The sequence below is a fragment of the Candidatus Saccharimonadales bacterium genome (assembly GCA_035457485.1).
Classification (GTDB): Bacteria; Patescibacteriota; Saccharimonadia; order Saccharimonadales; family EFPC-124; genus DATIBO01.
The window spans coordinates 12,718-35,251 of the sequence record DATIBO010000006.1; the positions used below are offsets into that span (position 1 = coordinate 12,718).

Sequence of the window (22,534 nt, forward strand, 5' to 3'; positions counted from 1 at the left end):
TTTTACATTATCAGACATAAGCACTTTAGTCAACACTTTTATTCAAAAATATGTAGCATTTTTGACATCCTTACTGATGCAGCGTTGCCTTATTTACTATATTTGTAAATACATATTTGAAGCTATTTACACAACGAAACTATGCAATCGTCCTCTAGCTATAGGTATTTGATGCGCGAAACGTCAGCTTTTAACTAATCCTCCTGACGCACATAATTGCGATTTTATTCATTGCTAAATTTTAGTTTTCCCGATTTTCAGCAGAAAGATTTTTAGCACACGGCTCTCTAAAACGAACAATTTATTTTAGTTTTTGAAGCAGATATAAAATTGCTTGAATTCAAACATTTGGCAAATATAATGCTTCTACTGTTCGCAGTAAAAGAAATAAGCGCAAATAATAAATTGGCTTTGGCGATTAAACCTTTAACGAAATTTTTTTGCCCTCGCCCAAATTACTTCAAAATTTACGACAATAGAAATATTGCCATTTTTAGTACATTTTGTTTAGCGCCTTCGACAATTTTAAATAACATTCGCATGCGCTTATCGTCCGTTCAAGTATTTCTCGAAAATGCGTAAATTACTACAAACTTACTTTATATTCATTTAGCCTAACTTGCGTATTTGGTACTCCATCTATAAAAATAGCCAGTTTTCCACAGTACAAAAAATGTAACAAATTAGTGTTGACATTGAGTTAAAGCATTACTATTATAGGGGTAGCACTTGAATAAAAAAGGTGCTCAAAAACAAAAAACGAAAAATACTAACAACGGCTCCTCGCAGGCCGTTGTTTTTTATTGTTTAAAAATGAGGCCCGTCATCTACTACGAAATTGTTAAATCAAAAAAGACCCAGATAAATCTGAGTCCCTTTTGGTGGAGCTGCGGGGTATCGCACCCCGGTCCGTTCGATTACAAAAAATCCTTCTACAAGCTTAGTCGGTTGTTGGTTTAACCGATTCCTCAAAACTACCGACAAAACAAAGGATCGATTTTCTATGCGTAATACTAGATGTGCAACAGCATAGGACTTTGCACGTAGACCGAATGATATGAGATCGTCTAGCTTATTCGATATCAACTAGATCGACCGTTACCAATTAATTAGGCAACTGTTGCAAAAGCGAACTTAGGAGCGAAAACGCTAGCGAAAGCTGCTTTTACTTTTGAAACAAAGTTTGCAATTAAAAATACTGTGCGTGGTAAACGACTTGCAAGACAAATTGTAAGGTTCAAACGTCGAAGCTTAATCAGCCCCATCAGATATATTATATCATCCTTGTGCTTAGAGGCAAAGAGTGGCATAATCCGATCCATCATGACTTCAAGGGTATACACTGCAACGTTTTTGGGGATAGACGGAAAATTGATAGAGGTTGAATGCGACACTTCTAACGGCCTGCCGAATCTTATAATAGTTGGACTTGGAAACAAAGCTATAGACGAAGCAAAAGAAAGAGTCAGAAGTGCAATCAGAAACACGAAATTAGATTTTCCTAAGAAGCGAATCACTATAAATCTAGCTCCTGCTAACCTACCTAAGGATGGGTCTCATCTGGATTTGCCAATTGCAATCGCACTTTTGACTGTAAGTGGACAACTACCGCTGGAGTCCATAAAAGACACTTTGATCGTGGGAGAGCTCGCACTGGACGGCTCCGTTAGATCTGTACGCGGAATTATAAACTTCGTCGAAACCGCGAAAATCAATGGATTTAAGAGAGTTATAGTCCCTACTGATAACGCAGATCAGGCGACCTTGGTGGATGGAATTGAAGTCCTAGCGGTGGGATCGCTTAAGGAAACTTTTGAACACTTTGCCAAGATGAAGACGTTAAGCTCCACGCCAAGGAAGACTTTCACCTCTACAGCCGGGAGCTCTACGCTTTTGAGTATTCGCGGTCAAGAACAAGCTAAACGCGCACTATTAATTGCGGCTTCGGGTGGACACAACTTATTACTCTCCGGACCACCTGGGTCCGGCAAAACAATGCTAGCAAAGGCATTGAAAGAGATTCTTCCTCCACCTACAACAGATCAGGTAATCGAGATGACAAAAATTCATAGTCTATCTAGCGCCAATTACGATCAGGTTATTACTGAAAGACCTTTTAGGTCACCACACCATAGCGCCAGCCACACCTCATTAGTTGGCGGGGGCAGAAACCCAAAACCGGGCGAAATTAGCTTGGCGCATCATGGAGTGCTCTGTATGGATGAGCTACCAGAATATTCACGACAGGCCTTAGAGTCGCTCAGACAACCTTTAGAAGATCGAGAAATTAGCATTTCAAGAGTGAGCGACCATGTAGTTTATCCTGCTGATTTTATCTTTATAGCAACTCAAAACCCCTGCCCTTGCGGATATCTTGGAGACAAAAAGCGCAATTGCAGTTGCACGTTGGCGCAAATTCAACTTTACAAAAAGAAAGTTTCGGGGCCACTGCTTGACCGAATAGATATGATAATCGATGTCGGCCGAGTTGATCTAGATAAAATATTAGATCAAACTGACTCACCCAATCAAACAATTAATGAAGTTAGGCAATGCGTAATTAACGCCCGTCACATTCAAGAGAATCGTTATAAAAAGCAAGGCTCAACCAACTCACACCTACGTAGCGATGGCGTAAATAAGTTTGCAAAACTAGATCAGAGCTCGATAGTTTTGCTTAACCAAGCCGCTAACAACTTGAGTTTATCTGCGAGGAGTTATTTTAAAGTAATTAAGGTCGCAAGGACCATCGCAGATCTGGAAAGTTCGGAGGCAATTCTCCCTCACCACATTTCCGAAGCATTACAATTTAGATTAAGAAGTAATTCATCTTGAATTTTTTATCGACCTCTGCTAAAATATATCTTTGAATAGAGAGAAAGCAGCCATTAAAGGAGCAAATTCCATCAGTAAATCGGTTCGAATAAACGGGGCAATTAGAGCCTCTGAACTTCGTGTTGTCGGACCCGATGGAAACCAGATTGGCGTACTGTCTAGATCAGAAGCACTTTCAGAAGCAGAAAAAGCCGGTTTGGACCTTGTTGAAGTCTCACCTATGGCAAGTCCACCAGTTGCTCGAATTGTTGATTGGGGTAAATACCTCTATCAAAAAACTAAAGAGCAACAAAAAAGTCGCAAGAACTCTAAGGCCGTTGAGGTCAAACAGATGCGAATGGGACTTAAAATTGGCGCCAACGACCTAGAAATCAAGCTTCGCAAGATTCGTGAATTTCTGGAAGCAGGTCATAAAGTTAAAATTATGGTCTTCTTTAGAGGTCGTGAGATGGCTCACCAAGAACTAGGCTACGATCTGTTAAGAAAGATTGCCGACCAACTTTCAGAAGTTGCCGTCGTAGATCAAAAGCCAATAATGGCAGGCAAGAATTTAGGAATTGTTGTAAGGAGTACCAATGCCAAAACTCAAAACCCATCGCGGAACAGCTAAGCGCGTTAAAATTACCGGAAGCGGTAAGATTTTGCGTCGCCACGCTAGTAAGTCACACATGCTACAAAAAAAGAGCGAAGGTCGCAAGCGTAGGCTTTCAACTTCAGCTTCAGTAACAGGCGCAATTGGTCGAAACCTTAAGCGCGCACTAGGAGAATAAAATGAGAGTAAAACGAGGCGTTACAGCCAGAGCTAAACACAAGAAGATTTTAGACCTAACTAAAGGCATGCAAGCTGCACGCCGACGCTCTTACCGGCTTGCCAAACAAACCGTGATTCGGGCTTTGCAGTACGCTTACCGCGACCGCCGCAACCTTAAGCGCGATTTACGTGGCCTTTGGATAACTCGCATCAACGCCGCCGCTCGCGAAAACGACACAACTTACGGCAAACTTGTTGACGGCCTTAAAAAAGCTAATGTAGAACTTGACCGAAAAGTTCTTGCAGACATCGCCGTCTCTGCTCCGCACGCGTTTAGTGAAGTCGTAAAAGCTGCTAAATAGGCATTACATACAATAAAAAAACCGCTCACATGAGCGGTTTTTTTATATCAGGTCACCTGTAAGCCGGGTTCTGTCGAGGATGATCATCTATCTAGTCCCAACGTTGCCGCAGGGATCAAGCGGATAATGGTCCATTAGCGGATAGCTACTACGTAACATAGTAATGGTCCCCTTGCAGCGAACAGGGTTTACCTTCTTGCCATGTCACCATGACACGCTGTGGGCTCTTACCCCACTCGTTTCATCCTTACCTTTTGCAAGGCGGTATCGTTTCTGTGGCACTTTCCCTAGGGTCGCCCCCGATTGCCGTTAGCAATTGTTCTTTATCCTTTGCTGCCCGGACTTTCCTCCTAAGCATGGCTTAGGCGATCATCCAGCAACCTGACGCATACAATTATACTATGTTAAGCAGCTAAAAGCAATTATGCTTACGCCTGCTCGTCTAGGATCTTATTAACCATAGCATCTGCTTCTTTATTAAACTCGCGTCTAACGTGCGAAAAAGATATATGCTTAAATTCCTTAGAAATGTTTTTGATGTATGTATGAATTGGCCAGAGATCACGATTTTTAATCTGATAAACGCCGTTTAGCTGATTTACTACCAACAAACTATCGAGCCTCACTTCAATCTCTCTACCACCAAGTTCACGAGCCTTGTCGAGCGCAAATCTTACGGCATTATATTCCGCCTGATTGTTAGTGGTTATCCCTAAGTATTTTCCACCTTCAAAAATAAGTTTCTCCGAACTATCTAGAATAACGAACCCTGACGCCGAAGGTCCTGGATTTCCACGTGACCCGCCGTCTGCGTATATGATCAAATGGTCCGTTTTTGTTGTTGTCTGCTCTACATTTACTTCGGGGGATACTTCTGGAACCTCGCCGCGCTCATCCAAGGCAAGGGCTCTGCTAGTTGTTTCTGTAACGTTACTAAGATGGATTTCGCCCAATTTGATCCAGTCAAATTTATCATGCTCGCTGCTGAGCACAATTTTTCCTGTTTTTAATGTTGCCAAAAAGCTCAACACTACATACTGGTGATGTGAGTCATAGCTATCGAGCATCGAATGAACATCGTATAGCTGCAAGGACTCGATCTCTAAACCTGTTTCTTCTATTACTTCTCTTTGTAATGCAGCCTTTGGATCTTCACCAAAATCAACCTTACCTCCAGGTAATTCAAATAGACCAATATAGGCAGGGTTGCCAGAAGCGCGCCTGAGCAGCAAGACTTTACTGTCTTGTTTAATTACGGCTCGTACGTGAAGTGTTTGTTTCATATTTATACTTTAGATCAAAACCCTAAATATTGCCATTTGGTCGGGATGACAGGATTTGAACCTGCGACCCCACGGCCCCCAGCCGTGTGCGCTACCGGGCTGCGCCACATCCCGTTAAAACATAAAATCCCACCGAACTAGCAGAGTGAATAGAAATTCCCGCTTTTATTTGCAGGTGGGAATCATATTTTTATCCCACGGGACAAAAAGCTCAGATTCCCAAAAAAAGTGTGTTCAGGAAAATCATATCCACCTTGCCGCGCTCGGTAGGACACTTTTATTATATCACTATACTTGCGGCACACCTGTTATAAACGTAAAAATCACGTTCAAAAGTTGCGTAAACGGAGCCTCTAGGAACAAATAAAATATTGCGAAAAACCCAAATATCGCAAGCATTCCAGCCGATTCAATAATTTCCATACCCCTCCTGACAAAATCGGGGGCTAATGCGTAAAGCAGTCTTGAGCCATCTAGAGGTGGAAAAGGAATCATGTTAAATAAGAAGAACGTTAGGTTAACTAAACAAAAATAGTAAACAAACCCTGTTAGCATTACAGGCATTGCGATAAATTGTAAAATTAGACCTGCAACCACGGCTAAAATTAGGTTCGTAAACGGCCCAGCTAGGGCTACGATCGCAGACCCAAACTCTTCAAACTTGAGCCGATCTGGATTAAATGGTACTGGTTTGGCCATTCCAAATGGTGGCGCACCAATAGCAACCAGAAGCAATGGGAGTAAAATTGTAGTAAACAGGTCTATATGCGCAAACGGGTTAAAAGTTAGCCTGCCCATATGCTTAGCGGTGTCGTCACCTAACCAATACCCCATGTAGGCGTGCATAGCCTCATGTAGAGTTATCGAAATCAAGATTGAGACAAGAACAAAAACTAGTGTGATTATAACTTCTGGAGACATGTATATAAGTATAGCAGTTATAACCTTGACGTAACAGATGAAAAAGAGTAAAATTGTACAAGACTGTAAAAAAGAGAGATAAATTATGGCATCTTATTGCGCACTAACTGGTAAAGGCAAACAATTTGGTAACAATGTTAGCTTTTCTATGCGTCACACAAAACGCGTATGGAAGCCTAACCTGCAGAAAAAAACCTTTGTTGTTGACGGTAAAAAAGTGACTATGGCAATTAGCACTCAGGCTATCCGCACACTTAAGAAAAAAGGTATTCTTTAAATTATTTAATCATAAATTACCAACAAAAAAACCTCGCATTTTATGGCGAGGTTTTTTGTTTGAGCCAGTTTATTTACTAAGAGCCAGCTTATAAATAGTTAGACTCGCAGGCAATAGACCGCTTTTAACCTTAAGTTTGGCGTACTCTTCTACATTAGCCCCACCAAGCTCTTTAACAAACTCATCCAGACCGGCCTGTTCTACTTCGTATTTAATACTCGCGTCGGCGTAATGCGTCGGGATCACAGTTTTAGGTTCAATCTTTTTAACGAGGTTCGCTGCCGATTTTGCATCAAGAGTGTATCCGTAGCCACCAACTGGCACAACTAAAATATCAACTACCCCTAGCGCTTCAAGCTGCTCATCGCTCAAATTTGGGTCAACATGACCTATGATGGCTATAGTTGTATCATCAATATTCAACTTATACATAGTTGCCGATTTGTCGTCATCTTTCAAAGAGCTATGTGGACGTGCTGCAATACCTTTTATGGTGCAGTTTTTGACTTCGTACTCACCTGGACCATCAATCAATACGACTTCTTCATCTGTAGGTTCAGACATAAAGGCATGTTTTGTTGCAATAAAAGCTACAGATTTGCCCTTGAAATCTTTTAGTCCAACACTTGATAATTTTGGATCAATCACAAACACATCTTTTTTTCGGTCGATTGTAATGCAGTTAGCGCCTTTGTATTCAATATCCATTTTTACTCCTCTTTAGCCCCTGAAAGAATCTGTTCGGTATCCTGTAGTAGCGTAAATTTATTATTAATTATATCCATAATGAACCGATCTTTAATACTTAATCTGTAATAAAAATCCTCATAGGTCATGGTCGTGTAGTTAAGCGAACGCTTTTCTTCGACTTCCAGTTCCTTGATGAATTTTTTGAGCTGAGTTTTATTTATGTCACCAACAAGTAGGACATCTACGCCGCCCTCACTACCTCTAACTAGACTACCGCTTAACAACGCTAATCTAATATCCCCAAGAGCCTTAAGCCTACTCGACCAGTCGCTTTTGGCGCCCTCGGTTGCCTGAGCGTTAAAAGCGCCATCCGAAAATATAGCTCGCAGCGGCTCATAATGAACATAGCTTTGATTCACCTCATAATAAAGGCGGTTATTGGAGCTATCACTTTTTATGATGCCGATACTCAACATATTAGCAAGTTCGCGACGCACGGAGTTGATTTGTTCGTCAATCTTACGGGTTATCTCGCGCACATAAAAAGCTCGGTTAGGATTATTCAAAAACAGATGTAAAAGTTTTACCCGAGTTTTAGAACCAAATAATGCGTCAATCATGTTTCAACTATACCTTGTCTGAGTATTTATTGTAACAAGATCTGTACATGTTGGGTATACTATTACCTAATTAATCTTTTTAACAAAGTTATCTATAATGGGCTCCAGCTCATCAGGTACACCCCAGACAATGGACTTATTCCTTTTAAACCATGTCATCTGTTTTTTAGCTAAACGAATATCACTTTTTATAATTTCTTGCTTGGCTTGATCTAGATCAATTTCATCGTTTAGGTAACCTCTGAGTGAACGGTAAATATTACTCTTCATCGGTTCACAATTCCAGCCATACTTTTTTGACAGTTTCTTGGTTTCCTCGATTACACCACTTTGGAGCATTTGTTCCAAGCGTCTTTCGATTCTATTTTTCAGCTCGGTTCGTTCGTTGTAAATTCCAACAATAAGAGTGTTATCTCTTACAACGTTATCTTTTTTACTCAAACCACCTACCTCTATAGCGCGAACCAAATAACGTTTGTTTGTAGAATTTTCAGGCAAACTTATTCCAAGTTCTTTGCACTTAGCTTGCAACTCTTCTATCGAAAGTTCATTAAGCGACTCTCGGTCATGCTGGCCTGGCGATCTGCCAAAAGAATAGTTATAAATAACCGAGTCTATGAACAAGCCGCTGCCGCCAACCATAATCGGTATTTTACCCCTGTTCCAAACTTCATCAATAGTTTTAGTTGCCATTTTTTTAAAGTCAGCTACGGTAAATCGCTGATCCGGATCAACAATATTTATCAAATGATGAGGATTTTTTTTAATGTCTTGTTCCGTAGGCTTAGCCGTGCCAATATCCATACCTCTATATATTGTCCGAGAGTCAGCAGAAATAATCTCTCCCTTGTATTTTTGAGCCATTTTAATAGCAAAGCTGGTTTTTCCGCTAGATGTAGGGCCTACTATTACCAGCAAAGGAGCTACTCCGGCCACCATAATAGCTCCTTTATATTAGCCTTGTACTCATCATTTATTACAACGTTCTCCTGCTCGAGCAGCTGTCTATGAATGTGTATTCCACCGGGCCAACCACTAGCCAACTTGCCTTCGCGATTAACAACTCTGTGCCAGGGTAGATCTACAGGACCGAAATGCGCTACCTGTCCAACCTGCCTGGCGGCTCTTGGATTTCCGCAAAGCGCCGCAACCTGACCATATGTCATCAATCTTCCTGCGGGTATTTTAGCGACAAGTTCGTAGATTTTTTTACTAAAACTAATTTCAACCATTAGTTAATATGTTGTAAAAATTCACTCAATTCCTCGAGAGAAACTTTACTCTCCTCGCCTTTAACCCTAGCGCTAACCTGTTTAGCTTCTACGTCTTTTGGACCAACGATAAGTTGCACTGGAATCTTAAGTTCCACGGCATCGCGGATCTTTCGACCTAGTGATTCATTGCGATCATCTACTTTATAACGTAGCTCGTTATACTTAAGTGGCGTCATTAAAACTGTTCCGCTCAAGACTGACTCAACTTCTTTAACGTACTCCAAGACAGTGTCATTAATTGTCAGAATCCTGATTTGTTCAGGAGCCAACCAGAACGGTAGCCAACCAGCCGTTTTCTCGATCAAAATAGCCATAAAGCGCTCGTAAGAACCTAGAACAGCGCAGTGGACCATGACAGGAGTAGCATCATTTCCGCTTTTATCAGTGTAAGTTAAGCCGAAACGCTTCGGAGTCGAAAAATCTAACTGAACAGTAGAAAGTTGACGCTCATTACCTAAGACATCCTTATACATAAAGTCTAATTTAGGACCGTACAATGCAGCTTCACCTTCCATTCTTTTGGCGTTCAGCCCAAGTTCCTTAGCTAGTTCTTCTAGCATATTCTCGGCCTTATCCCAGTCGGCCACATCACCCACATAAGCGTCGGGCTTACTGTAATCACGCACTGATAAAGAAACCCAGTGGTCGCCGTACATTCCTAAACTAGAATGAAACTCCTCAACAAGTTTGCATAGACCCACTACCACCTGCTTGATTTGATCAGGAGTACAAAACACATGATTGTCATCGACAGTGATAGCTCGCACACGGGTTAGCCCGCCGATTTGACCGGGCTTTTCATCTCGATACTGCATAGATGTCTGCGCGTAACTAATAGGTAAATCTTTGTAGCTACGTGGTTGCGATGCAAAAATTTGAGTATGATGTGGGCAGTTAACCGGCTTCATAACAAAATCCACATCGTAATGGCTCTGCACATTAAACAGTTCACCACTAAATTTTTGTGCATGACCAGATATTTCATAAAGTTCACGCCTAGCTAAATGAGGAATTTCTACCTCCATACCACCATATTTTTTAGCAAACTGCGTTAGCATATCTTTTAATAACCGTCTGATTGTAGTTCCACGCGGCGTAAACAGCGGTAGGCCCGGCCCGACTAAATCAGAAAATGCAAATAGGTCCATTTGCTTACCCAGTAAACGATGGTCACGAGCCTTAGCTTGTTCGAGCGCATCCAAATACTTATCTAGATCTTCTTGAGTTTTAAACGCTACGCCGTACAAGCGTTGCATCTGAGGATTACCCTCTTTGCCACGCCAATAAACACCAGAAATCTTCATCAATTTGAACGCGCCGACTTTACCAGTACTTTCAACATGTGGACCACGACACAAATCTTCAAAGTCACCATTGCTGTAGAAACCAACTTCATCTACCTTACTCTCACCTTCGGCAATTGTGCCTAGCTCTTCAGCATTCAGGTCTTTAGCAACCGTTGTGCCCGCACGTTTAAGATCGTTGAGAAGTTCCAGCTTGTACGGTTGCTTTTTTTCTTTAGCCCACTTAATAGCATTATCTATTGTTTTTACAGATCGCTCAAATTTATGGTCTTCAGCAATAACCTTCTTCATCTCTTTTTCTATCTTTGCAAAATCATCTTCTGAAACTTTTTTGTCGCCCAGATCAAGATCATAGTAGAAACCGTTATCAACTGCGGGGCCAACACCCAGTTTAACCTCAGGCCAAATTCTTTTTAAAGCAGTAGCAAACACATGCGCGGCCGAGTGACGCATTATTTGTAATTCATCTTGTTTTTGGTTGGACATATTATTATCCCTTTTTAAAGCTAATAAGAATGTGAATGTTAAAAAAGTAATACCCCTACGGGGTGGCTGTGATTCTTTTTATTGTTACTAGCTTTTTCATAACTGAACTTATTTTAACCTTATTTGAGGTATTTAACAACAGTGACCCAAATAAAAAAGACCATACATTAAATGATCTTTTTTATGGTGGGCTCTACAGGACTCGAACCTGTGACCTCTTCCACGTCAAGGAAGCGCTCTAGCCAACTGAGCTAAGAGCCCGCTTACAAACTAGGATACAATAACTGTCCCCGACAAACAATAGTTCACAAATGATATAAGTAAACGTAATTAAGATTATTGACATATTAAAGTGTTTATGCTAATATTAAAAATGTTATGAGCAACACACAACACTCTCATAAAGAAACAAAGTCTGAACTTGAAAAGTTTGAATTGTTTTATGAGCATATAGACGACAATCGACCCAAGAAGCATCGTAAGTAAAGTACCTAAATCCCACCCCTGATTTATTATCCGCCTCCAGATTCACCTCTGGAGGTTTTTTAATCCACACTTATTCGCTAGTTTTCCACTCGCTTTTTTAATAGTTGTATGACAATATATAGTCATGAAATGCCCTTACTGCCTTAGCGATAAAACAACCGTCTACAACTCTCGCCCATCCAAAAAACTTAACCAAGTGTGGCGTAGGAGGCAGTGTTTAAACTGCAAAAAACAGTTTACTACTACAGAGTTAGTGGATCCGTCCTTGGTTATTTCGATTACTACAAAAGGCGCCAAAAAACCGACCAAGTACAGCCGGGCTAAGCTGCTGACCAGCTTATTACGATCCTGCGATCACAGACAAAACCAAGAGGACGACTCATTGTACCTATTAGAAACCATTGAGCAATCTTTACTAAAGTTATCCAGCAAGAATAATCAAACTATAAACACTGATCAAATAAAATCTACTACTACGGAAATTCTAAAAAGATTCGATAAAGTTGCAGCTATTAAGTATTCTAGCTACTACCCTAACTGAGTTATTTTTTTACAGCTTTCACGGTCAGGTCAAACTTTTCCAGATACTTACCAAGGAATAATCTTGTTTGAGAATTAAACGCTGCAGCAGACCCATAAACGATACTTGTAACCGGCATTAGCAACCACTGGGCAAGCATAAAAAGCGTGCGATGGCGCTTGTAACGCGCAGGCCTTTTTGGCAACATTTTTAAAGCAAGGAACATAGTTATAAACAAGCCGACTATCGCAACGGATTGAATTTGACTTGCGATCTGAGGAAGTTCATGGGCGATTATACTTCTGCCGGATTCGCTACCAAAGAAAAGTGGGATCCAGGCACCAAAAGTAATCAATATAGATGCCGAAGCCCAGCTAAAATGACTTTCGAGCAGGCGCCAAAAACGACTTATCAGCCCGGGAAGCGGTACGGTTCGATCTTTTCTAAAACCTTTGTCGGCAACGTAAGCTACGTCTGAAGCACCGTAGGCCCAGCGTCTTAACTGCGTAAATTGTGCTTTTAAGGTTTTAAGGTAGGTACTCTCTAAAACCGCATCTTGATAAATCGGGATCGATATTGGGGTTACCTCATAGTCGCCATCGTAAGCAAAGTAGCTGCGCCAATACTGGTGACCGTCTTCGACGATTGTGCGAACGCTCCAGAAGTCGGTCTTGATTAACGATTTCAACCCCTGCGAATGCGATGAGAAATTTCTAAGTAAATGTGGCCGCACCGAATTTACTATAGCCCAGAATGAATTACCTGTTGCAAGCACACGCATTGGTGCAGGTGCATCCCAAATGTTATTCATGAATAGTGCGATTGGTTGGAAAGAACGATGTTCGCGCTTTGGCTCAACAATATACTCGTAAGTTACACTCGCAAGATATTCTGGATGTGGTCGGTTGTCGGAGTCAAGCGTAGTTACAATTACGTTTTCTGGCTTGATCCCATGCTTTTCGGTGTATTTTTTAAGATGTCGGCCGGCAAAAGTAATGTTACCCCCTTTGCCTATTAGCTCGTACGGTAAACCTTGAGGATGAGAAAGAGCCTCCATATGCAAACATTTATCGGCGTATTCTTTTACCATTGCCTCCCCAAGCTTATGGCCATCTGGGTAGCGAGCTTCATCTGCCAAAATAATTATTAAGTTATTCTTACAATCATAATTACTAGCCAAAACAGACTTAATGGTAGGCTCTAAAACCTCACGCGACTCATTAACGAACGGGATGATAACTGCATTAAGTACTTTACTCGGAATTAAATAATTTTTTGGAGTAGATTTTATATCCAAAAGATTCTTATAGTGAACGTCGCGACGCCAACCGCCAGTGTCCGAGTTAGACTCGTAGCGACCAATAGCAATTTGAGGATTCTCTAGGTCCTCCAACCGCTCACGCCAATTTACATGCCTAGCCCGCTCTAATCTGTTGTAGCCCTGCGATGTTCTGTAGGCCATACCTATAGCTTTTACAAACCACCATATCACAAAGGCTGTAATAAAAATTGCTCCGTAAAGAGGGTTAATTAAACTTAAAACAACCGGGAGCAAAAGTGAGCCATAGCTCATAATTGCCGGCAACATCTCAAAAAACCGATACTTAGGAGTCCGTTTACCTACTGGAATTTCGATATCTGTCATACGGATGGAGCTAAGTTAAGGATGGAGTTTGTTACGATCAGACCAACTACTAAGATAAAAGTTGTTATTCCAAGGAGCGACAAAGCTATTAATCTATCAAGTGAGTAGATTTTAGTAGCGATAAAAGCGTTTACTCCGGCAACTACAAGTGCAAAAATCGGAAAAATATACAGGGCAAACCACTGATTTCGGTAAATATTCGCAGTACCATAATCTGTATAACGGATCGGGATCTGAACGTCACTGGCATTTAAACGAATTAAAGTGACTAAAACGGTGATCAACGCCATCATCACCACCAGACCAATGAGCCCTAGCATTAATCTGTCTTTTACAATCGCAAGTAGTTCTGCTCTTTTAATCATAGATGTTTCTAGTATACAACAATGGTGCGGGTACTGGGAATCGAACCCAGCGCCTAGCCTTGGGAAGGCCATATATTAACCACTATACGATACCCGCATGGAGCCACTTGCCGGGATCGAACCGGCGACCTGCTCGTTACGAATGAGCTGCTCTACCTACTGAGCTAAAGTGGCGTAAACAGATGTATTATATCAGATTTGCAGTGAGACTGCGCGCCAGCCCAAACCAGCGCGCAGCTCCACCACCTTACAGTTTTCGGTTCTTGCCCATCTTCTCGTAGAAGATCTCGGTGATCGAGCGACGCTCAACAGGAACCAGTCGATCGCCGGGATAGATGGTTGCGCCGGACTTCTTGAGCGCTCGATCGAGCTGAACGCCGAAGTAGATACCCGGCTTCGCGGCGTTGATCATCCAGTCGGCGATGCCCGGGAACAGCTCGCTCGCCTTGAAGCACGGCTCGCGTGGCGACCTTGCGACCAGAGTCGCACCCCGACGAACGTGGCCAGGTGAAACGATCTCGAATCGATCACCTTCGAACACCTCGTCCTCGAGTAACCCTTTGAGCCTGAAGTTTGCGCCCAGACTCCCCGCCTCGAGCGGCTCCCCGAACTTGTTGTTCGACGTGCCGTTGCGCGCTTGCAGCCACTCTCGCAGCTCAGGCAGATGCTCTCCAGGGAATCCGTAGATCGCCTTGTTCTCACCTCCGTGCACCGACTCATCAGCCTGCTTGTCTATTCGCAGACCAAGTTTGTCGATCACCACCGGACCACGCACAGGTTCTTTGATGAAACCAGACATGACAGGCTCACCACGGCGCTCCATAATTTCTCGGAGTTCCTGACACGCACATATTTCCTCGATAGTCGGAAAAATTTCTCTCACCTCCCTCTGTAAAGCGGTAGAACCATAATAACCTGATGACAGCTAAACCATCAAGCTTTATGATATTAATATGAGTGAGTACGACAAAGCCCGAGAAGAATTCAAACCTAAAGTTATAAAAGTTCTTTTTATTGCCGAGTCCCCTCCTCCCTCTGCTAATGTGCAAAGCAGTAGACACTTTTATCGCCACGAAAAAATCCGCCGAGATGACAGGCTTTTTGTTAACACAATTAAAGCTCTGTATTCTTCGGCTGAGCATCTTACTGAAGCACAGATCGAAGAATCTAAAAGAGATTGGTTGAGCAAATTTATGAATGACGGATTTTATATGATCGAAGCGCTTCGAGAATCCCAGGTTCATGAAGTCACAAAAAAAGAACGTCAACAAAAAATCGCAATTTCGGCTACTGATCTGGTAGAGCGCGTTAAAAAACTTGCAAACGCAGACACAAAGATCATCCTAATAAAGTCTAATGTTTTTGATATCGCATCCAAGCCACTGCGCGATGCCGGGTTTAATGTTTTAAATAAGGGGCTTGTGGACTACCCAGGACATTTTAATCAAACGGCTTACCGCCAAAAAGTACAAGATCTACTTGCTTAGCGTTTTATTTAAAGACCCCTGAACATCTGCCGTGTAGCGCAAGATGCTCAGGGGTTAACGGCTTTTCGCTGCCGAGCGTCTACAACATCTTCCGGAGGTCCCCTTCGATCAATCTTGGCATTTCACCAGAGGCCAGGTCAAATCCGACGAGACCATCCCAGGCGTATCGAAGAACGTCCTCGATAAACCTGTCTTGAGCTTCTTCGGTAACCTCGAATTGCGGCTGGATTAACAGCGCAAAGCACGGACGGTCACCGAAAAAAAGGATGTCAGCACTGCCGCGAGCCAGCGCAGGCCGAATGCCAGCGGTCGCAGAACGCGCTTCTGGCAGAATTAGCCTCGTGACTTGACTGTGCCGAGCTGGCGGATAAGTCATAAAAAAGTAGAGCAAGCCGATCCGAACGATACCTTGCCGGACATCCGACATACCGACTCCTAACACTAGCTGCCGACGATTTGCTTACGACACCGTGTTTAGACTATATCATACGAAGTTAATTAAGTTTTTAAACTCTGGCAAACAAAAAACCCCAGAATGGGGATTTTAATAAGTTCACTTGGCGGGCCCGACCGGATTCGAACCGGCGATCTCCTCCGTGACAGGGAGGCGTGATAGGCCAACTTCACTACGAGCCCAGACTCGCCAAGACTACAAAATAATAGCAGCTTTTACCCTTTAAATCAAGTTGTTGGACTAGCAATTGGCTCAACTTTGATGAACTCATCGATTACACCTGATTGGCGGAATTCCTCGAGTTTTTGTTGAAGGGCTTTATAACCTACAAAAATTGCCGAGAGTGTAACTTCTTTTTCGGAAGGTCGCGCAACAAGTTTGATAATGTAAAAGCCGTTTGTGCCATTTATAACACCTGACGTTGCTCCAACCTCAAGCTGATTTGCGGCAGCGATTAGACCGTTTGGGTCGTTGTCCGCCAAGCCGTAAGTACCAATATCTCCACCCTTAGCGCCGGCAATTACATCTTCAGACGATTTAGCTACTTCTTCAAAAGGCACGCCGGCATTTAATTGCGCTAGAAACCCGTCAATTTTTGCACGTTCTTCGGTACCTATTTTTGCCGCAACTTTTGTCTGCAAAAGCTGATTGTGGATCGACTGCTTGTACTCATCTAGCGACCAGTCGTAGTAATTGCGGATAATCTGTCGATAAGCGTCTTCTGTTAAGCCAAGTTTGTTACTACTGATTTGCATTGCAACGAAATCATTAACCTCTTGCCTACTCACAGAAACGTCATTTTCTTTGGCTAATTTTTTAATGAATGCTGTCTCGGTGCTTTTATTTAAAGCAAGACGTTTTTGGTATTCAAGCTGTCTTTTACCGTCATCAGAGTTAAAATTGACAGCCTCTTTTGTACTAAAGTAGTGGATCGAGCTCCGAAGCTCACGCAAATAATCACTATATGCCACCCACTGCCCCTCTACTTTTGCCACGGGAAAAGGTACAACAGTTGTAAGCCTATACATAAACGCGCTAACGTTTTGCGCGCCGTAAAGCTGCCATGTAGCGAAACTGAATAAGCCAATAAAGGCTACAACGAAAATGAGAATACTAATTATAAGTACTCGGTGCTTGGTGTACTGTAGCGGATATTTAAACTTACGTCCGCCGGCTAAAATACGTTCGCGGTGCTGCGCAACTGTTTCGTTAGTAATTCTACCGCCAGTCTCTGGAAGTTCAGGTTCTTTTTTGTTGAATTTACTTGGAATAATATTGTTCATTATTGATCAGCGGCTTCACCGCCATATTTAGTTACAACATCCGAAAGATCGTTATGGATTTTATCTGGATGATGTATTTTGTTTAACAACAGATCTCCTACGTAAGTCTGGATCACAACTGTTCCAAACCCAAACATAGACGCACTTAATCCAGGAATATTATAGCTTATGTTTTGAATCTTAGATATGCCAAGGTCGATTACACTTCTATTGAAAAACCCTTTTTGAGTAATTTGTCGTAGTCGCTGATTCGTAACAATATAAACGCTAAAATACCAACCCATCCAGTGGTAAAAAAACAACACAATTCCCAACACCAACCCACCAAAAGCCAGCCATAAATAGTTTAAGTTTTCAGGCCAAAGCAATACTGGAATACTCGCGATCAAAAATGGAATAAGTAACGCGTAAAATCCCTTTCGCATCATAATAGGGTGATGACGAAATGTAAAAATTAAATTTTCACCTTCTTGCTGGCCTTCGAATTCTGGCATGTTTTTATTATACAACAACCTTACTTTTATAATTTAATCAACAATGCCGGTTTTGTCGCATTCCCCACATAATTTCTGGTACCCCGGGCAGGATTCGAACCTGCGACACCCTCCTTAGGACGGAGGTGCTCTGTCCAGCTGAGCTACCGGAGCATAGTCTGCAACCAAAGTTGCAGATACATTATATATTAATAGTACTTGCCGTACATGGTTTCGCTACCAGACAAATTATAATGGTAGATTTTTTCATCACCGAACCAAAGTTTGATTTCGTTTTCGGCTTCGGCTGCGGTTTCGCTAGCGTGGAATAAATTGTGAATCGATCGCTTTTCGGCGTTTGCAACTGCTGGGCTATCTACCGAAAAGTCACCACGGATGGTGCCGACGTCGGCCTTGAATGGAAGCGTGTGGCCAGCAAGCTTGCGGACCATTTCTACTGCTTGAATACCTTCGACTACCATACACACCACTGGGCCTGACTGCATGAATTTGATTAGGCTCTCTAAAACTTCTTTGCCTAACTCGGCTTTGTCCTCGGAGCCTAATACTTCCTTGGCAGTTACATCCAAATTTTCGAATCCGCTCAAACTTTTTTCGCCTAAACGTAACACCCAAGCCTCGTCGCTAGCTGGGTAATGTGCCCTAACCTGCTCTTCGGTTGGAATTAACATTTTCATCGCCACAACCTTAAGTCCGGCTTTTTCTAGCCGATGAATAATCTCGCCTACAAGTCCTCGCATAACACCGTCGGGTTTGATCATACAATATGTGCGTTCAAACTTAACTTTATGTACTACAGGATGAAGTTCTTTAGACATTTGAGCTCCTTATTTTTGAATACTGTAACATAAATAGGCTCGTAAGATAAATAGAAGTCGGCAAGCTGTAAAATTGAATAAAAAATGTGCTCACATAAACCATGGTATACTACGCTTATGTCTAAGTATATTTCTGAGCTGATAGTAGACTTTTTAGAATATTTAGAAGTTGAGCAAAACCGTTCTCAAAAGACAGCCGAAAACTACCACCTTTACTTAATGCGCCTAGTTGAGTTCGCTGACGACATTAAGATCGAACAGATAAACGATGAGCTTGTTCGCAAGTGGCGGCTCTGGCTAGCGAGATTTAAAGATGACAAAGGGCAGGAGCTGTCTAAGTTAACTCAATCTTATCACCTAATTGCGCTTAGGAGTTTTTTAAAATTCTGCTCTAAGCGAGGAATTAGTTCCCTAGCACCTGATAAAATCGAGCTGCCCCGCGTAAAAAAACGTCAAGTTAGTTTTTTGAACGATGATGAGCTTAAAAGATTATTTGAGTCCATTAAAGCAGCTAGCCTAATTGGTCTTCGCGACAGGGCTATTGTGGCACTTTTATATTCTAGCGGTCTGCGTGTATCTGAACTGGCAGGCTTAAACAAGGATCACATAAACCTAAAACGCGGCGAATTTACTGTGCGCGGTAAAGGGCAAAAAGATCGCGTAGTTTTTATCGATTCATATGCAAATCAATTACTCAACGAATATATTGACGCACGCGATGATAACGACCAAGCTCTCTTCATCCGTTATAGTGGAACAAAAAATGTAGACAACAGCGGAGACTTTGCCAGACTAACCCCACGTAGTATTCAGCGAATTGTTAGCGGATATGCAAAGTTGGCTGGCATAACCAAGCAGGTTTCACCGCATACTTTGCGACACAGCTTTGCTACCGATCTTTTAATGAATGGGGCCGATCTTAGAAGCGTGCAGTCATTGCTTGGCCACAGCAACATAGCGACCACGCAAATTTATACACATGTAACCGACCCTCACTTAAAAGATATACATGAACGATTTCACTCTGTCGCCGAACAAGAGACCTAAGGACAATTGTTATCTGCAGAGTTCGCGGCATCGGCCACACGCATATTCTTGCAAATGTCGTCCGTGGTCTCGGCTGCAAATTCAGGGAAACTGGTGATTGGGTTTAGCCTTACTCGAGCCTGCACCCGCCTAAAAACATCTTGTGACTTACCTGTAGAATCTATAAGCGGCTGCACTTCATTCATTTCCACGCTAGAGTTAGTACTACTGTTGTGAAGTTGAACTCTAAAATGAGTCTTGCCGTAAATCGGCGTTACGCGCAAAGAGAAGTTGTTCGCATTACTAGCAAGTCCGGCAGGCAGCTGTAAGGTTGCAGTACATAAATATGATCCGTAACTAGTAAACGTACTGCTGCATTGAACAAATGGACTTGGTGAGCTTTTAGAACTATCGAACTGATGACCTGAATCGGCGGTACCTAAGTCGATCACTGTTGCCGAACCACCACTAACGGGAGCAAGGAAGACTGACCTGCTCCTTGTGTCAAGATCTGACCTGTTAAAGCTTCCTGAGTTTGGATATCCTAGCAGCTGAACTCGCAAATATGCGGGGTAGCCAAGACTACTCCAACTGCTTGCTCCGGTTTGCGGCGGCAAAAGAGGTAGAGGAGCATTTGGCGCTAATGCATTTGGGCGACCATCTGCCTCATCACTAACTGTTTCGCTAAGTAAGTGCCAAGAAACCTTAATCTGATTAAAATCGCTCACTCCCCTTAGAGGGAAAACTTTACTCACATTAGCCGATGAACTATCAACATAATCCGGCGAATTAAGCTTTACATTTAAGCAAGTGTACGACTGGTTAAGGTCGTTACTTGCAACGGCTTGACCAGTGATATTTAACTGTGTCCTAATCTGAGTTTTACTGGTTAAACTATCACAGTTATTGGAGTCCGCCCCAAAGGCAGTCGCCAGCTCGGCTCTTACATCTGCTGGAGTTGCTGGATTATAGTAGGCCAATAAGGCGCGCTTGCCGTCCTCAATCCCCGATTCCGCAGCCGCTCTTGCGTTCGCGCTTAAATCGTTATCCACCGATTGCCTTTGCTCGGTTATCATGATTCGCAAAAAGCTAACCGTGATAACTGTTACCAGCAGCATAAAAAATATTACGGTAAATAAAGATACGAAACCGGATTCTTTATTTGAGTAACTCATTAATTTTGACCTCCCATAGATACAGTTGTACTAAAAGTAGACGTTGCGCAAAATTCTGAACCACCAACACCAGTGCAACGTACCCAAGTTGCTGGATTATTTGGATCAGGAGGAGCAGCCGGGAACGGATCAAGCAAAGTAGGATTAGTTACATCCTCCTTTGTGGAAAGTTGCATTGTAATTGTAACTAAGTCAGTATTCGTATTTGGAACAACGCTCAGCATCTGTACCCAAACTCTATCTGTTAAAAGAGAGGTTGCATTAGCCGCTGGCACGTTTGGATAAACCCCAGAAGAAGCCGCGCACATGGCATTGCCCGGATCGTTCACGCGGGCCATTGTAACCGAAGGATTACCGACACTATCATATTTATTGGTTGTTGCACCTTGATAGTTCCAAACATAACTTACACTACCAAAACAGACTCTTCCGGCTGGAATAGCCGTAGTAACTACGTTACTCGATGACCTTGCAGCACGCGCCATGTCATCAACCGAATTCCTTGCGGTTTGATTGATCTCTTTAACAGTTAGGCCTTTATTGTAAGTCCTCATAACCTGCACCACAGCCAGTACCGTAAACAAAATGATAAATCCAATAAATGCAATGGCTAGCATGAGCTCGACTAATGTAAAACCAGATTGTTTACCGTGACGGGTCATATAGCCTCACAGACGTTACGCTACGTTGCTGCCCCGTTCCGGGTCCCTGCCAACAAGCTCGCACAACAAAATCGACGTATGGCTGCAAATTACCGTTTGATTTTTGTGCTTCAATCCAGATACCTTGCCCAGGCGAAGGAACCGTTGTTGGCTGAGTATCATTATAGAGCTGTGACTCAATTCTAGTGGATGTTTGTGTCATGTAAAAGTCGGTTCCGGGTTGGTTTTTGTCGCATGTTTCATCGTAGCTTATCGTTGCGCTTGCCGGTATACCTGACACGACTGCCTGCCAAGTTTGCCCGTTGTCACTTGTAGGGTCAACCGCGTAGTCGTCTCTTACCTTGCGCAACATCTCCACCTGGCCGTTTATTGTCAGGCGGACCTGCGAATGCTCAACGGCATTTTGACCAGCTGAAAGTCCGCGATTCATGATGGTAATAGATCCAACGATTACAGCTCCAAGTATAATTATAGACAATAAGACTTCAATCAAAGTGTCGCCTGATTCCAAATTTCTACGATCCATTGCAATCCCCTGGTGCGACTTGATCAAACACAATTTGCGCCGCGTTTTGATTACTTACCATCCCGTTAACAACAAGTTTAGCTGGCTGACCTAGGTTGTCGGCATTCTGCAGGCAGTAGTTTGTAATTTTGCCAGCGTTAATGCTAGCGTTATTAACAATAGACGTCAGAGCAACTGTAGGAGTACTGGCCGGTTCTTTGTATGTATAGGTTAACATTCGCGTAGAGCTTGGGCTACGAATGATTGCTAATGCATTTGCAGCGATTGGAGAGGCGTCAGCCGTACTGACCCGCCTCACGCCAGATATGTATGCCTGCCACGGTATAGAATACTCCTCGGGGCCGATCGACGTTACAATTCGCGGTTGATAGGCCGCAATTAATTGCTCGTCGCTCATGCTAAAGTCCAAGTTACTCGGCTCAGTACCTACTATATTGTAGGTTTTAAGCTTGTAATCGCCCGTGGTAAACAAGATTAATTTACCCATGAAAAAACAGTTGCTCGTGCCTGGCTCTTGCGTGCCACTACTAAAGCTTCCGGCATTACAGATCTGCTGGTTGTCACGACTGTTAACCCCAGCCAAAACATTGTCATATTGTTTTTGAACGTATGCCTCTAGTGAGTTTCCACTATCAGTAAACCGTAAGTTGCGAATTGTGCCGCCCGTGGTTAAGACTGCTACTAAAAGAAGTAGCCCACTTATAGCTAAAAATAGGGTAACTTCGATAATGGTGTAACCCTGCTGAAGCGCCCCTACCTCTGGGCGTGATATTGAACATCTTCCACTCAT

The 22,534-nt window shown here is 42.8% G+C and carries 25 protein-coding genes, 6 tRNA genes and 2 other RNA genes; 7 read left to right on the top strand and 26 right to left on the bottom strand.

Annotated elements, in window-relative coordinates; all coding sequences use genetic code 11:
* Nucleotides 1-879: 879 nt before the first annotated feature.
* Nucleotides 880-1,263, bottom strand: a transfer-messenger RNA (tmRNA) gene (gene ssrA / locus VLA77_00100).
* Between the two features lie 60 nt (nt 1,264-1,323).
* On the opposite strand from ssrA, the gene VLA77_00105 reads away from it, so the two are divergent.
* From VLA77_00105 to rplT, 4 genes are read left to right on the top strand one after another with little or no spacing between them, the layout of a single operon-like run.
* The gene (locus VLA77_00105) at nt 1,324-2,835 is read left to right on the top strand and encodes a YifB family Mg chelatase-like AAA ATPase (GenBank protein HSE28980.1); all 1,512 of its coding nucleotides are present in this window, start codon (nt 1,324-1,326) and stop codon (nt 2,833-2,835) included.
* Between the two features lie 31 nt (nt 2,836-2,866).
* Nucleotides 2,867-3,445 (top strand): translation initiation factor IF-3, encoded by a 579-nt coding sequence (gene infC, locus VLA77_00110; GenBank protein HSE28981.1) that lies wholly within the window; start codon nt 2,867-2,869, stop codon nt 3,443-3,445.
* Nucleotides 3,411-3,605 carry a 50S ribosomal protein L35 gene (gene rpmI / locus VLA77_00115; GenBank protein ID HSE28982.1) on the top strand — a complete coding sequence of 65 codons (195 nt, stop codon included), beginning with the start codon at nt 3,411-3,413 and terminating at the stop codon, nt 3,603-3,605. Before infC ends, rpmI begins: the two co-directional genes overlap by 35 nt.
* Before the next feature lies 1 nt (nt 3,606).
* A complete protein-coding gene (gene rplT, locus VLA77_00120) occupies nt 3,607-3,948 on the top strand; it encodes a 50S ribosomal protein L20 (protein ID HSE28983.1) in 342 nt (113 codons plus the stop codon).
* A gap of 43 nt (nt 3,949-3,991) precedes the next feature.
* Here rplT and rnpB read toward each other — a convergent pair.
* From rnpB to VLA77_00140, 4 genes are all read right to left on the bottom strand, one after another.
* Nucleotides 3,992-4,333: RNase P RNA component class A (gene rnpB, locus VLA77_00125), an RNA gene on the bottom strand.
* A gap of 43 nt (nt 4,334-4,376) precedes the next feature.
* Nucleotides 4,377-5,231 (bottom strand): reverse transcriptase-like protein, encoded by an 855-nt coding sequence (locus tag VLA77_00130; GenBank protein ID HSE28984.1) that lies wholly within the window; start codon nt 5,229-5,231, stop codon nt 4,377-4,379.
* 37 nt (nt 5,232-5,268) lie between these two features.
* Nucleotides 5,269-5,345, bottom strand: a tRNA-Pro gene (locus tag VLA77_00135).
* Nucleotides 5,346-5,519: 174 nt separating this feature from the next.
* Entirely contained in the window at nt 5,520-6,152 is a 633-nt protein-coding gene (locus VLA77_00140; GenBank protein HSE28985.1) for a site-2 protease family protein, read from the bottom strand.
* Between the two features lie 85 nt (nt 6,153-6,237).
* On the opposite strand from VLA77_00140, the gene rpmB reads away from it, so the two are divergent.
* Nucleotides 6,238-6,429 carry a 50S ribosomal protein L28 gene (rpmB, locus tag VLA77_00145; protein ID HSE28986.1) on the top strand — a complete coding sequence of 64 codons (192 nt, stop codon included), beginning with the start codon at nt 6,238-6,240 and terminating at the stop codon, nt 6,427-6,429.
* Between the two features lie 69 nt (nt 6,430-6,498).
* Here the strand turns inward: rpmB and VLA77_00150 are convergent, their stop codons facing one another.
* The 11 genes from VLA77_00150 to VLA77_00200 all read right to left on the bottom strand — a co-directional run bounded on the left by VLA77_00150 (nt 6,499) and on the right by VLA77_00200 (nt 14,642).
* Nucleotides 6,499-7,137 carry an MBL fold metallo-hydrolase gene (locus VLA77_00150; GenBank protein ID HSE28987.1) on the bottom strand — a complete coding sequence of 213 codons (639 nt, stop codon included), beginning with the start codon at nt 7,135-7,137 and terminating at the stop codon, nt 6,499-6,501.
* A 2-nt stretch (nt 7,138-7,139) separates the two neighbouring features.
* Nucleotides 7,140-7,739: a transcriptional regulator gene (locus tag VLA77_00155; protein HSE28988.1), complete on the bottom strand. Its 600-nt coding sequence runs from the start codon at nt 7,737-7,739 to the stop codon at nt 7,140-7,142.
* 66 nt (nt 7,740-7,805) lie between these two features.
* Nucleotides 7,806-8,675, bottom strand: a complete 870-nt coding sequence (gene miaA / locus VLA77_00160; protein HSE28989.1) for a tRNA (adenosine(37)-N6)-dimethylallyltransferase MiaA — start codon at nt 8,673-8,675, stop codon at nt 7,806-7,808.
* The gene (locus VLA77_00165) at nt 8,663-8,971 is read right to left on the bottom strand and encodes a methylated-DNA--[protein]-cysteine S-methyltransferase (protein HSE28990.1); all 309 of its coding nucleotides are present in this window, start codon (nt 8,969-8,971) and stop codon (nt 8,663-8,665) included. The genes miaA and VLA77_00165 overlap by 13 nt, the downstream gene beginning before the upstream one ends.
* Nucleotides 8,971-10,803: a threonine--tRNA ligase gene (gene thrS / locus VLA77_00170; protein HSE28991.1), complete on the bottom strand. Its 1,833-nt coding sequence runs from the start codon at nt 10,801-10,803 to the stop codon at nt 8,971-8,973. Before thrS ends, VLA77_00165 begins: the two co-directional genes overlap by 1 nt.
* A 184-nt stretch (nt 10,804-10,987) precedes the next feature.
* Nucleotides 10,988-11,064 (bottom strand) — tRNA-Val (locus tag VLA77_00175).
* Between the two features lie 767 nt (nt 11,065-11,831).
* Entirely contained in the window at nt 11,832-13,454 is a 1,623-nt protein-coding gene (locus VLA77_00180) for a glycosyltransferase family 2 protein (protein ID HSE28992.1), read from the bottom strand.
* A complete protein-coding gene (locus VLA77_00185; GenBank protein ID HSE28993.1) occupies nt 13,451-13,819 on the bottom strand; it encodes a hypothetical protein in 369 nt (122 codons plus the stop codon). Before VLA77_00185 ends, VLA77_00180 begins: the two co-directional genes overlap by 4 nt.
* A 22-nt stretch (nt 13,820-13,841) precedes the next feature.
* Nucleotides 13,842-13,916: transfer RNA gene (locus VLA77_00190), tRNA-Gly, on the bottom strand.
* A gap of 1 nt (nt 13,917) precedes the next feature.
* Nucleotides 13,918-13,993, bottom strand: a tRNA-Thr gene (locus tag VLA77_00195).
* 73 nt (nt 13,994-14,066) lie between these two features.
* Nucleotides 14,067-14,642: an MOSC domain-containing protein gene (locus tag VLA77_00200; protein HSE28994.1), complete on the bottom strand. Its 576-nt coding sequence runs from the start codon at nt 14,640-14,642 to the stop codon at nt 14,067-14,069.
* A 130-nt stretch (nt 14,643-14,772) separates the two neighbouring features.
* Between VLA77_00200 and VLA77_00205 the strand changes: the two genes are divergently transcribed.
* Nucleotides 14,773-15,306 carry a hypothetical protein gene (locus VLA77_00205; GenBank protein ID HSE28995.1) on the top strand — a complete coding sequence of 178 codons (534 nt, stop codon included), beginning with the start codon at nt 14,773-14,775 and terminating at the stop codon, nt 15,304-15,306.
* 79 nt (nt 15,307-15,385) lie between these two features.
* Here VLA77_00205 and VLA77_00210 read toward each other — a convergent pair whose 3' ends face one another.
* From VLA77_00210 to VLA77_00235, 6 genes are all read right to left on the bottom strand, one after another.
* Nucleotides 15,386-15,733, bottom strand: a complete 348-nt coding sequence (locus VLA77_00210; GenBank protein HSE28996.1) for a hypothetical protein — start codon at nt 15,731-15,733, stop codon at nt 15,386-15,388.
* Between the two features lie 131 nt (nt 15,734-15,864).
* Nucleotides 15,865-15,942 (bottom strand) — tRNA-Asp (locus VLA77_00215).
* A 45-nt stretch (nt 15,943-15,987) separates the two neighbouring features.
* Nucleotides 15,988-17,043 carry a SurA N-terminal domain-containing protein gene (locus tag VLA77_00220; protein HSE28997.1) on the bottom strand — a complete coding sequence of 352 codons (1,056 nt, stop codon included), beginning with the start codon at nt 17,041-17,043 and terminating at the stop codon, nt 15,988-15,990.
* The gene (locus VLA77_00225; GenBank protein ID HSE28998.1) at nt 17,043-17,537 is read right to left on the bottom strand and encodes a PH domain-containing protein; all 495 of its coding nucleotides are present in this window, start codon (nt 17,535-17,537) and stop codon (nt 17,043-17,045) included. Before VLA77_00225 ends, VLA77_00220 begins: the two co-directional genes overlap by 1 nt.
* Before the next feature lie 76 nt (nt 17,538-17,613).
* Nucleotides 17,614-17,690: transfer RNA gene (locus tag VLA77_00230), tRNA-Arg, on the bottom strand.
* Between the two features lie 35 nt (nt 17,691-17,725).
* The gene (locus VLA77_00235) at nt 17,726-18,355 is read right to left on the bottom strand and encodes a nucleoside-diphosphate kinase (GenBank protein HSE28999.1); all 630 of its coding nucleotides are present in this window, start codon (nt 18,353-18,355) and stop codon (nt 17,726-17,728) included.
* Nucleotides 18,356-18,472: 117 nt separating this feature from the next.
* Here VLA77_00235 and xerA point away from each other — a divergent pair, with 117 nt between their 5' ends.
* Nucleotides 18,473-19,402, top strand: coding sequence for a site-specific tyrosine recombinase/integron integrase (gene xerA / locus VLA77_00240; protein ID HSE29000.1), 930 nt, complete (start codon nt 18,473-18,475; stop codon nt 19,400-19,402).
* On the opposite strand, the gene VLA77_00245 is transcribed toward xerA, so the two are convergent.
* The 4 genes from VLA77_00245 to VLA77_00260 are packed head-to-tail and all read right to left on the bottom strand — an operon-like array spanning nt 19,399 to nt 22,534.
* Nucleotides 19,399-20,556, bottom strand: coding sequence for a hypothetical protein (locus VLA77_00245; protein HSE29001.1), 1,158 nt, complete (start codon nt 20,554-20,556; stop codon nt 19,399-19,401). The genes xerA and VLA77_00245 overlap by 4 nt on opposite strands.
* Nucleotides 20,556-21,218 (bottom strand): type II secretion system protein, encoded by a 663-nt coding sequence (locus VLA77_00250; GenBank protein ID HSE29002.1) that lies wholly within the window; start codon nt 21,216-21,218, stop codon nt 20,556-20,558. The genes VLA77_00245 and VLA77_00250 overlap by 1 nt, the downstream gene beginning before the upstream one ends.
* On the bottom strand, nt 21,202-21,744 hold the full coding sequence (locus VLA77_00255; protein ID HSE29003.1) for a hypothetical protein: 543 nt from the start codon (nt 21,742-21,744) through the stop codon (nt 21,202-21,204). The genes VLA77_00250 and VLA77_00255 overlap by 17 nt, the downstream gene beginning before the upstream one ends.
* Nucleotides 21,734-22,534: a hypothetical protein gene (locus VLA77_00260; protein ID HSE29004.1), complete on the bottom strand. Its 801-nt coding sequence runs from the start codon at nt 22,532-22,534 to the stop codon at nt 21,734-21,736. The genes VLA77_00255 and VLA77_00260 overlap by 11 nt, the downstream gene beginning before the upstream one ends.

Excerpts from the sequence above, each read along its gene's own strand:
- VLA77_00130 (HSE28984.1), bottom strand. The coding sequence starts at position 5,231 with ATGAAACAAACACTTCACGTACGAGCCGTAATTAAACAAGACAGTAAA.
- VLA77_00150 (HSE28987.1), bottom strand. The coding sequence starts at position 7,137 with ATGGATATTGAATACAAAGGCGCTAACTGCATTACAATCGACCGAAAA.
- VLA77_00185 (HSE28993.1), bottom strand. The coding sequence starts at position 13,819 with ATGATTAAAAGAGCAGAACTACTTGCGATTGTAAAAGACAGATTAATG.
- VLA77_00255 (HSE29003.1), bottom strand. The coding sequence starts at position 21,744 with ATGGATCGTAGAAATTTGGAATCAGGCGACACTTTGATTGAAGTCTTA.
- rplT (HSE28983.1), top strand. The coding sequence starts at position 3,607 with ATGAGAGTAAAACGAGGCGTTACAGCCAGAGCTAAACACAAGAAGATT.
- VLA77_00140 (HSE28985.1), bottom strand. The coding sequence starts at position 6,152 with ATGTCTCCAGAAGTTATAATCACACTAGTTTTTGTTCTTGTCTCAATC.
- VLA77_00260 (HSE29004.1), bottom strand. The coding sequence starts at position 22,534 with ATGAGTGGAAGATGTTCAATATCACGCCCAGAGGTAGGGGCGCTTCAG.
- rpmI (HSE28982.1), top strand. The coding sequence starts at position 3,411 with ATGCCAAAACTCAAAACCCATCGCGGAACAGCTAAGCGCGTTAAAATT.
- xerA (HSE29000.1), top strand. The coding sequence starts at position 18,473 with ATGTCTAAGTATATTTCTGAGCTGATAGTAGACTTTTTAGAATATTTA.
- VLA77_00205 (HSE28995.1), top strand. The coding sequence starts at position 14,773 with ATGAGTGAGTACGACAAAGCCCGAGAAGAATTCAAACCTAAAGTTATA.
- VLA77_00250 (HSE29002.1), bottom strand. The coding sequence starts at position 21,218 with ATGACCCGTCACGGTAAACAATCTGGTTTTACATTAGTCGAGCTCATG.
- VLA77_00180 (HSE28992.1), bottom strand. The coding sequence starts at position 13,454 with ATGACAGATATCGAAATTCCAGTAGGTAAACGGACTCCTAAGTATCGG.
- rpmB (HSE28986.1), top strand. The coding sequence starts at position 6,238 with ATGGCATCTTATTGCGCACTAACTGGTAAAGGCAAACAATTTGGTAAC.
- thrS (HSE28991.1), bottom strand. The coding sequence starts at position 10,803 with ATGTCCAACCAAAAACAAGATGAATTACAAATAATGCGTCACTCGGCC.
- VLA77_00220 (HSE28997.1), bottom strand. The coding sequence starts at position 17,043 with ATGAACAATATTATTCCAAGTAAATTCAACAAAAAAGAACCTGAACTT.
- VLA77_00245 (HSE29001.1), bottom strand. The coding sequence starts at position 20,556 with ATGAGTTACTCAAATAAAGAATCCGGTTTCGTATCTTTATTTACCGTA.
- VLA77_00155 (HSE28988.1), bottom strand. The coding sequence starts at position 7,739 with ATGATTGACGCATTATTTGGTTCTAAAACTCGGGTAAAACTTTTACAT.
- VLA77_00225 (HSE28998.1), bottom strand. The coding sequence starts at position 17,537 with ATGCCAGAATTCGAAGGCCAGCAAGAAGGTGAAAATTTAATTTTTACA.
- VLA77_00210 (HSE28996.1), bottom strand. The coding sequence starts at position 15,733 with ATGTCGGATGTCCGGCAAGGTATCGTTCGGATCGGCTTGCTCTACTTT.
- VLA77_00200 (HSE28994.1), bottom strand. The coding sequence starts at position 14,642 with ATGGAGCGCCGTGGTGAGCCTGTCATGTCTGGTTTCATCAAAGAACCT.
- VLA77_00235 (HSE28999.1), bottom strand. The coding sequence starts at position 18,355 with ATGTCTAAAGAACTTCATCCTGTAGTACATAAAGTTAAGTTTGAACGC.
- VLA77_00105 (HSE28980.1), top strand. The coding sequence starts at position 1,324 with ATGACTTCAAGGGTATACACTGCAACGTTTTTGGGGATAGACGGAAAA.
- VLA77_00165 (HSE28990.1), bottom strand. The coding sequence starts at position 8,971 with ATGGTTGAAATTAGTTTTAGTAAAAAAATCTACGAACTTGTCGCTAAA.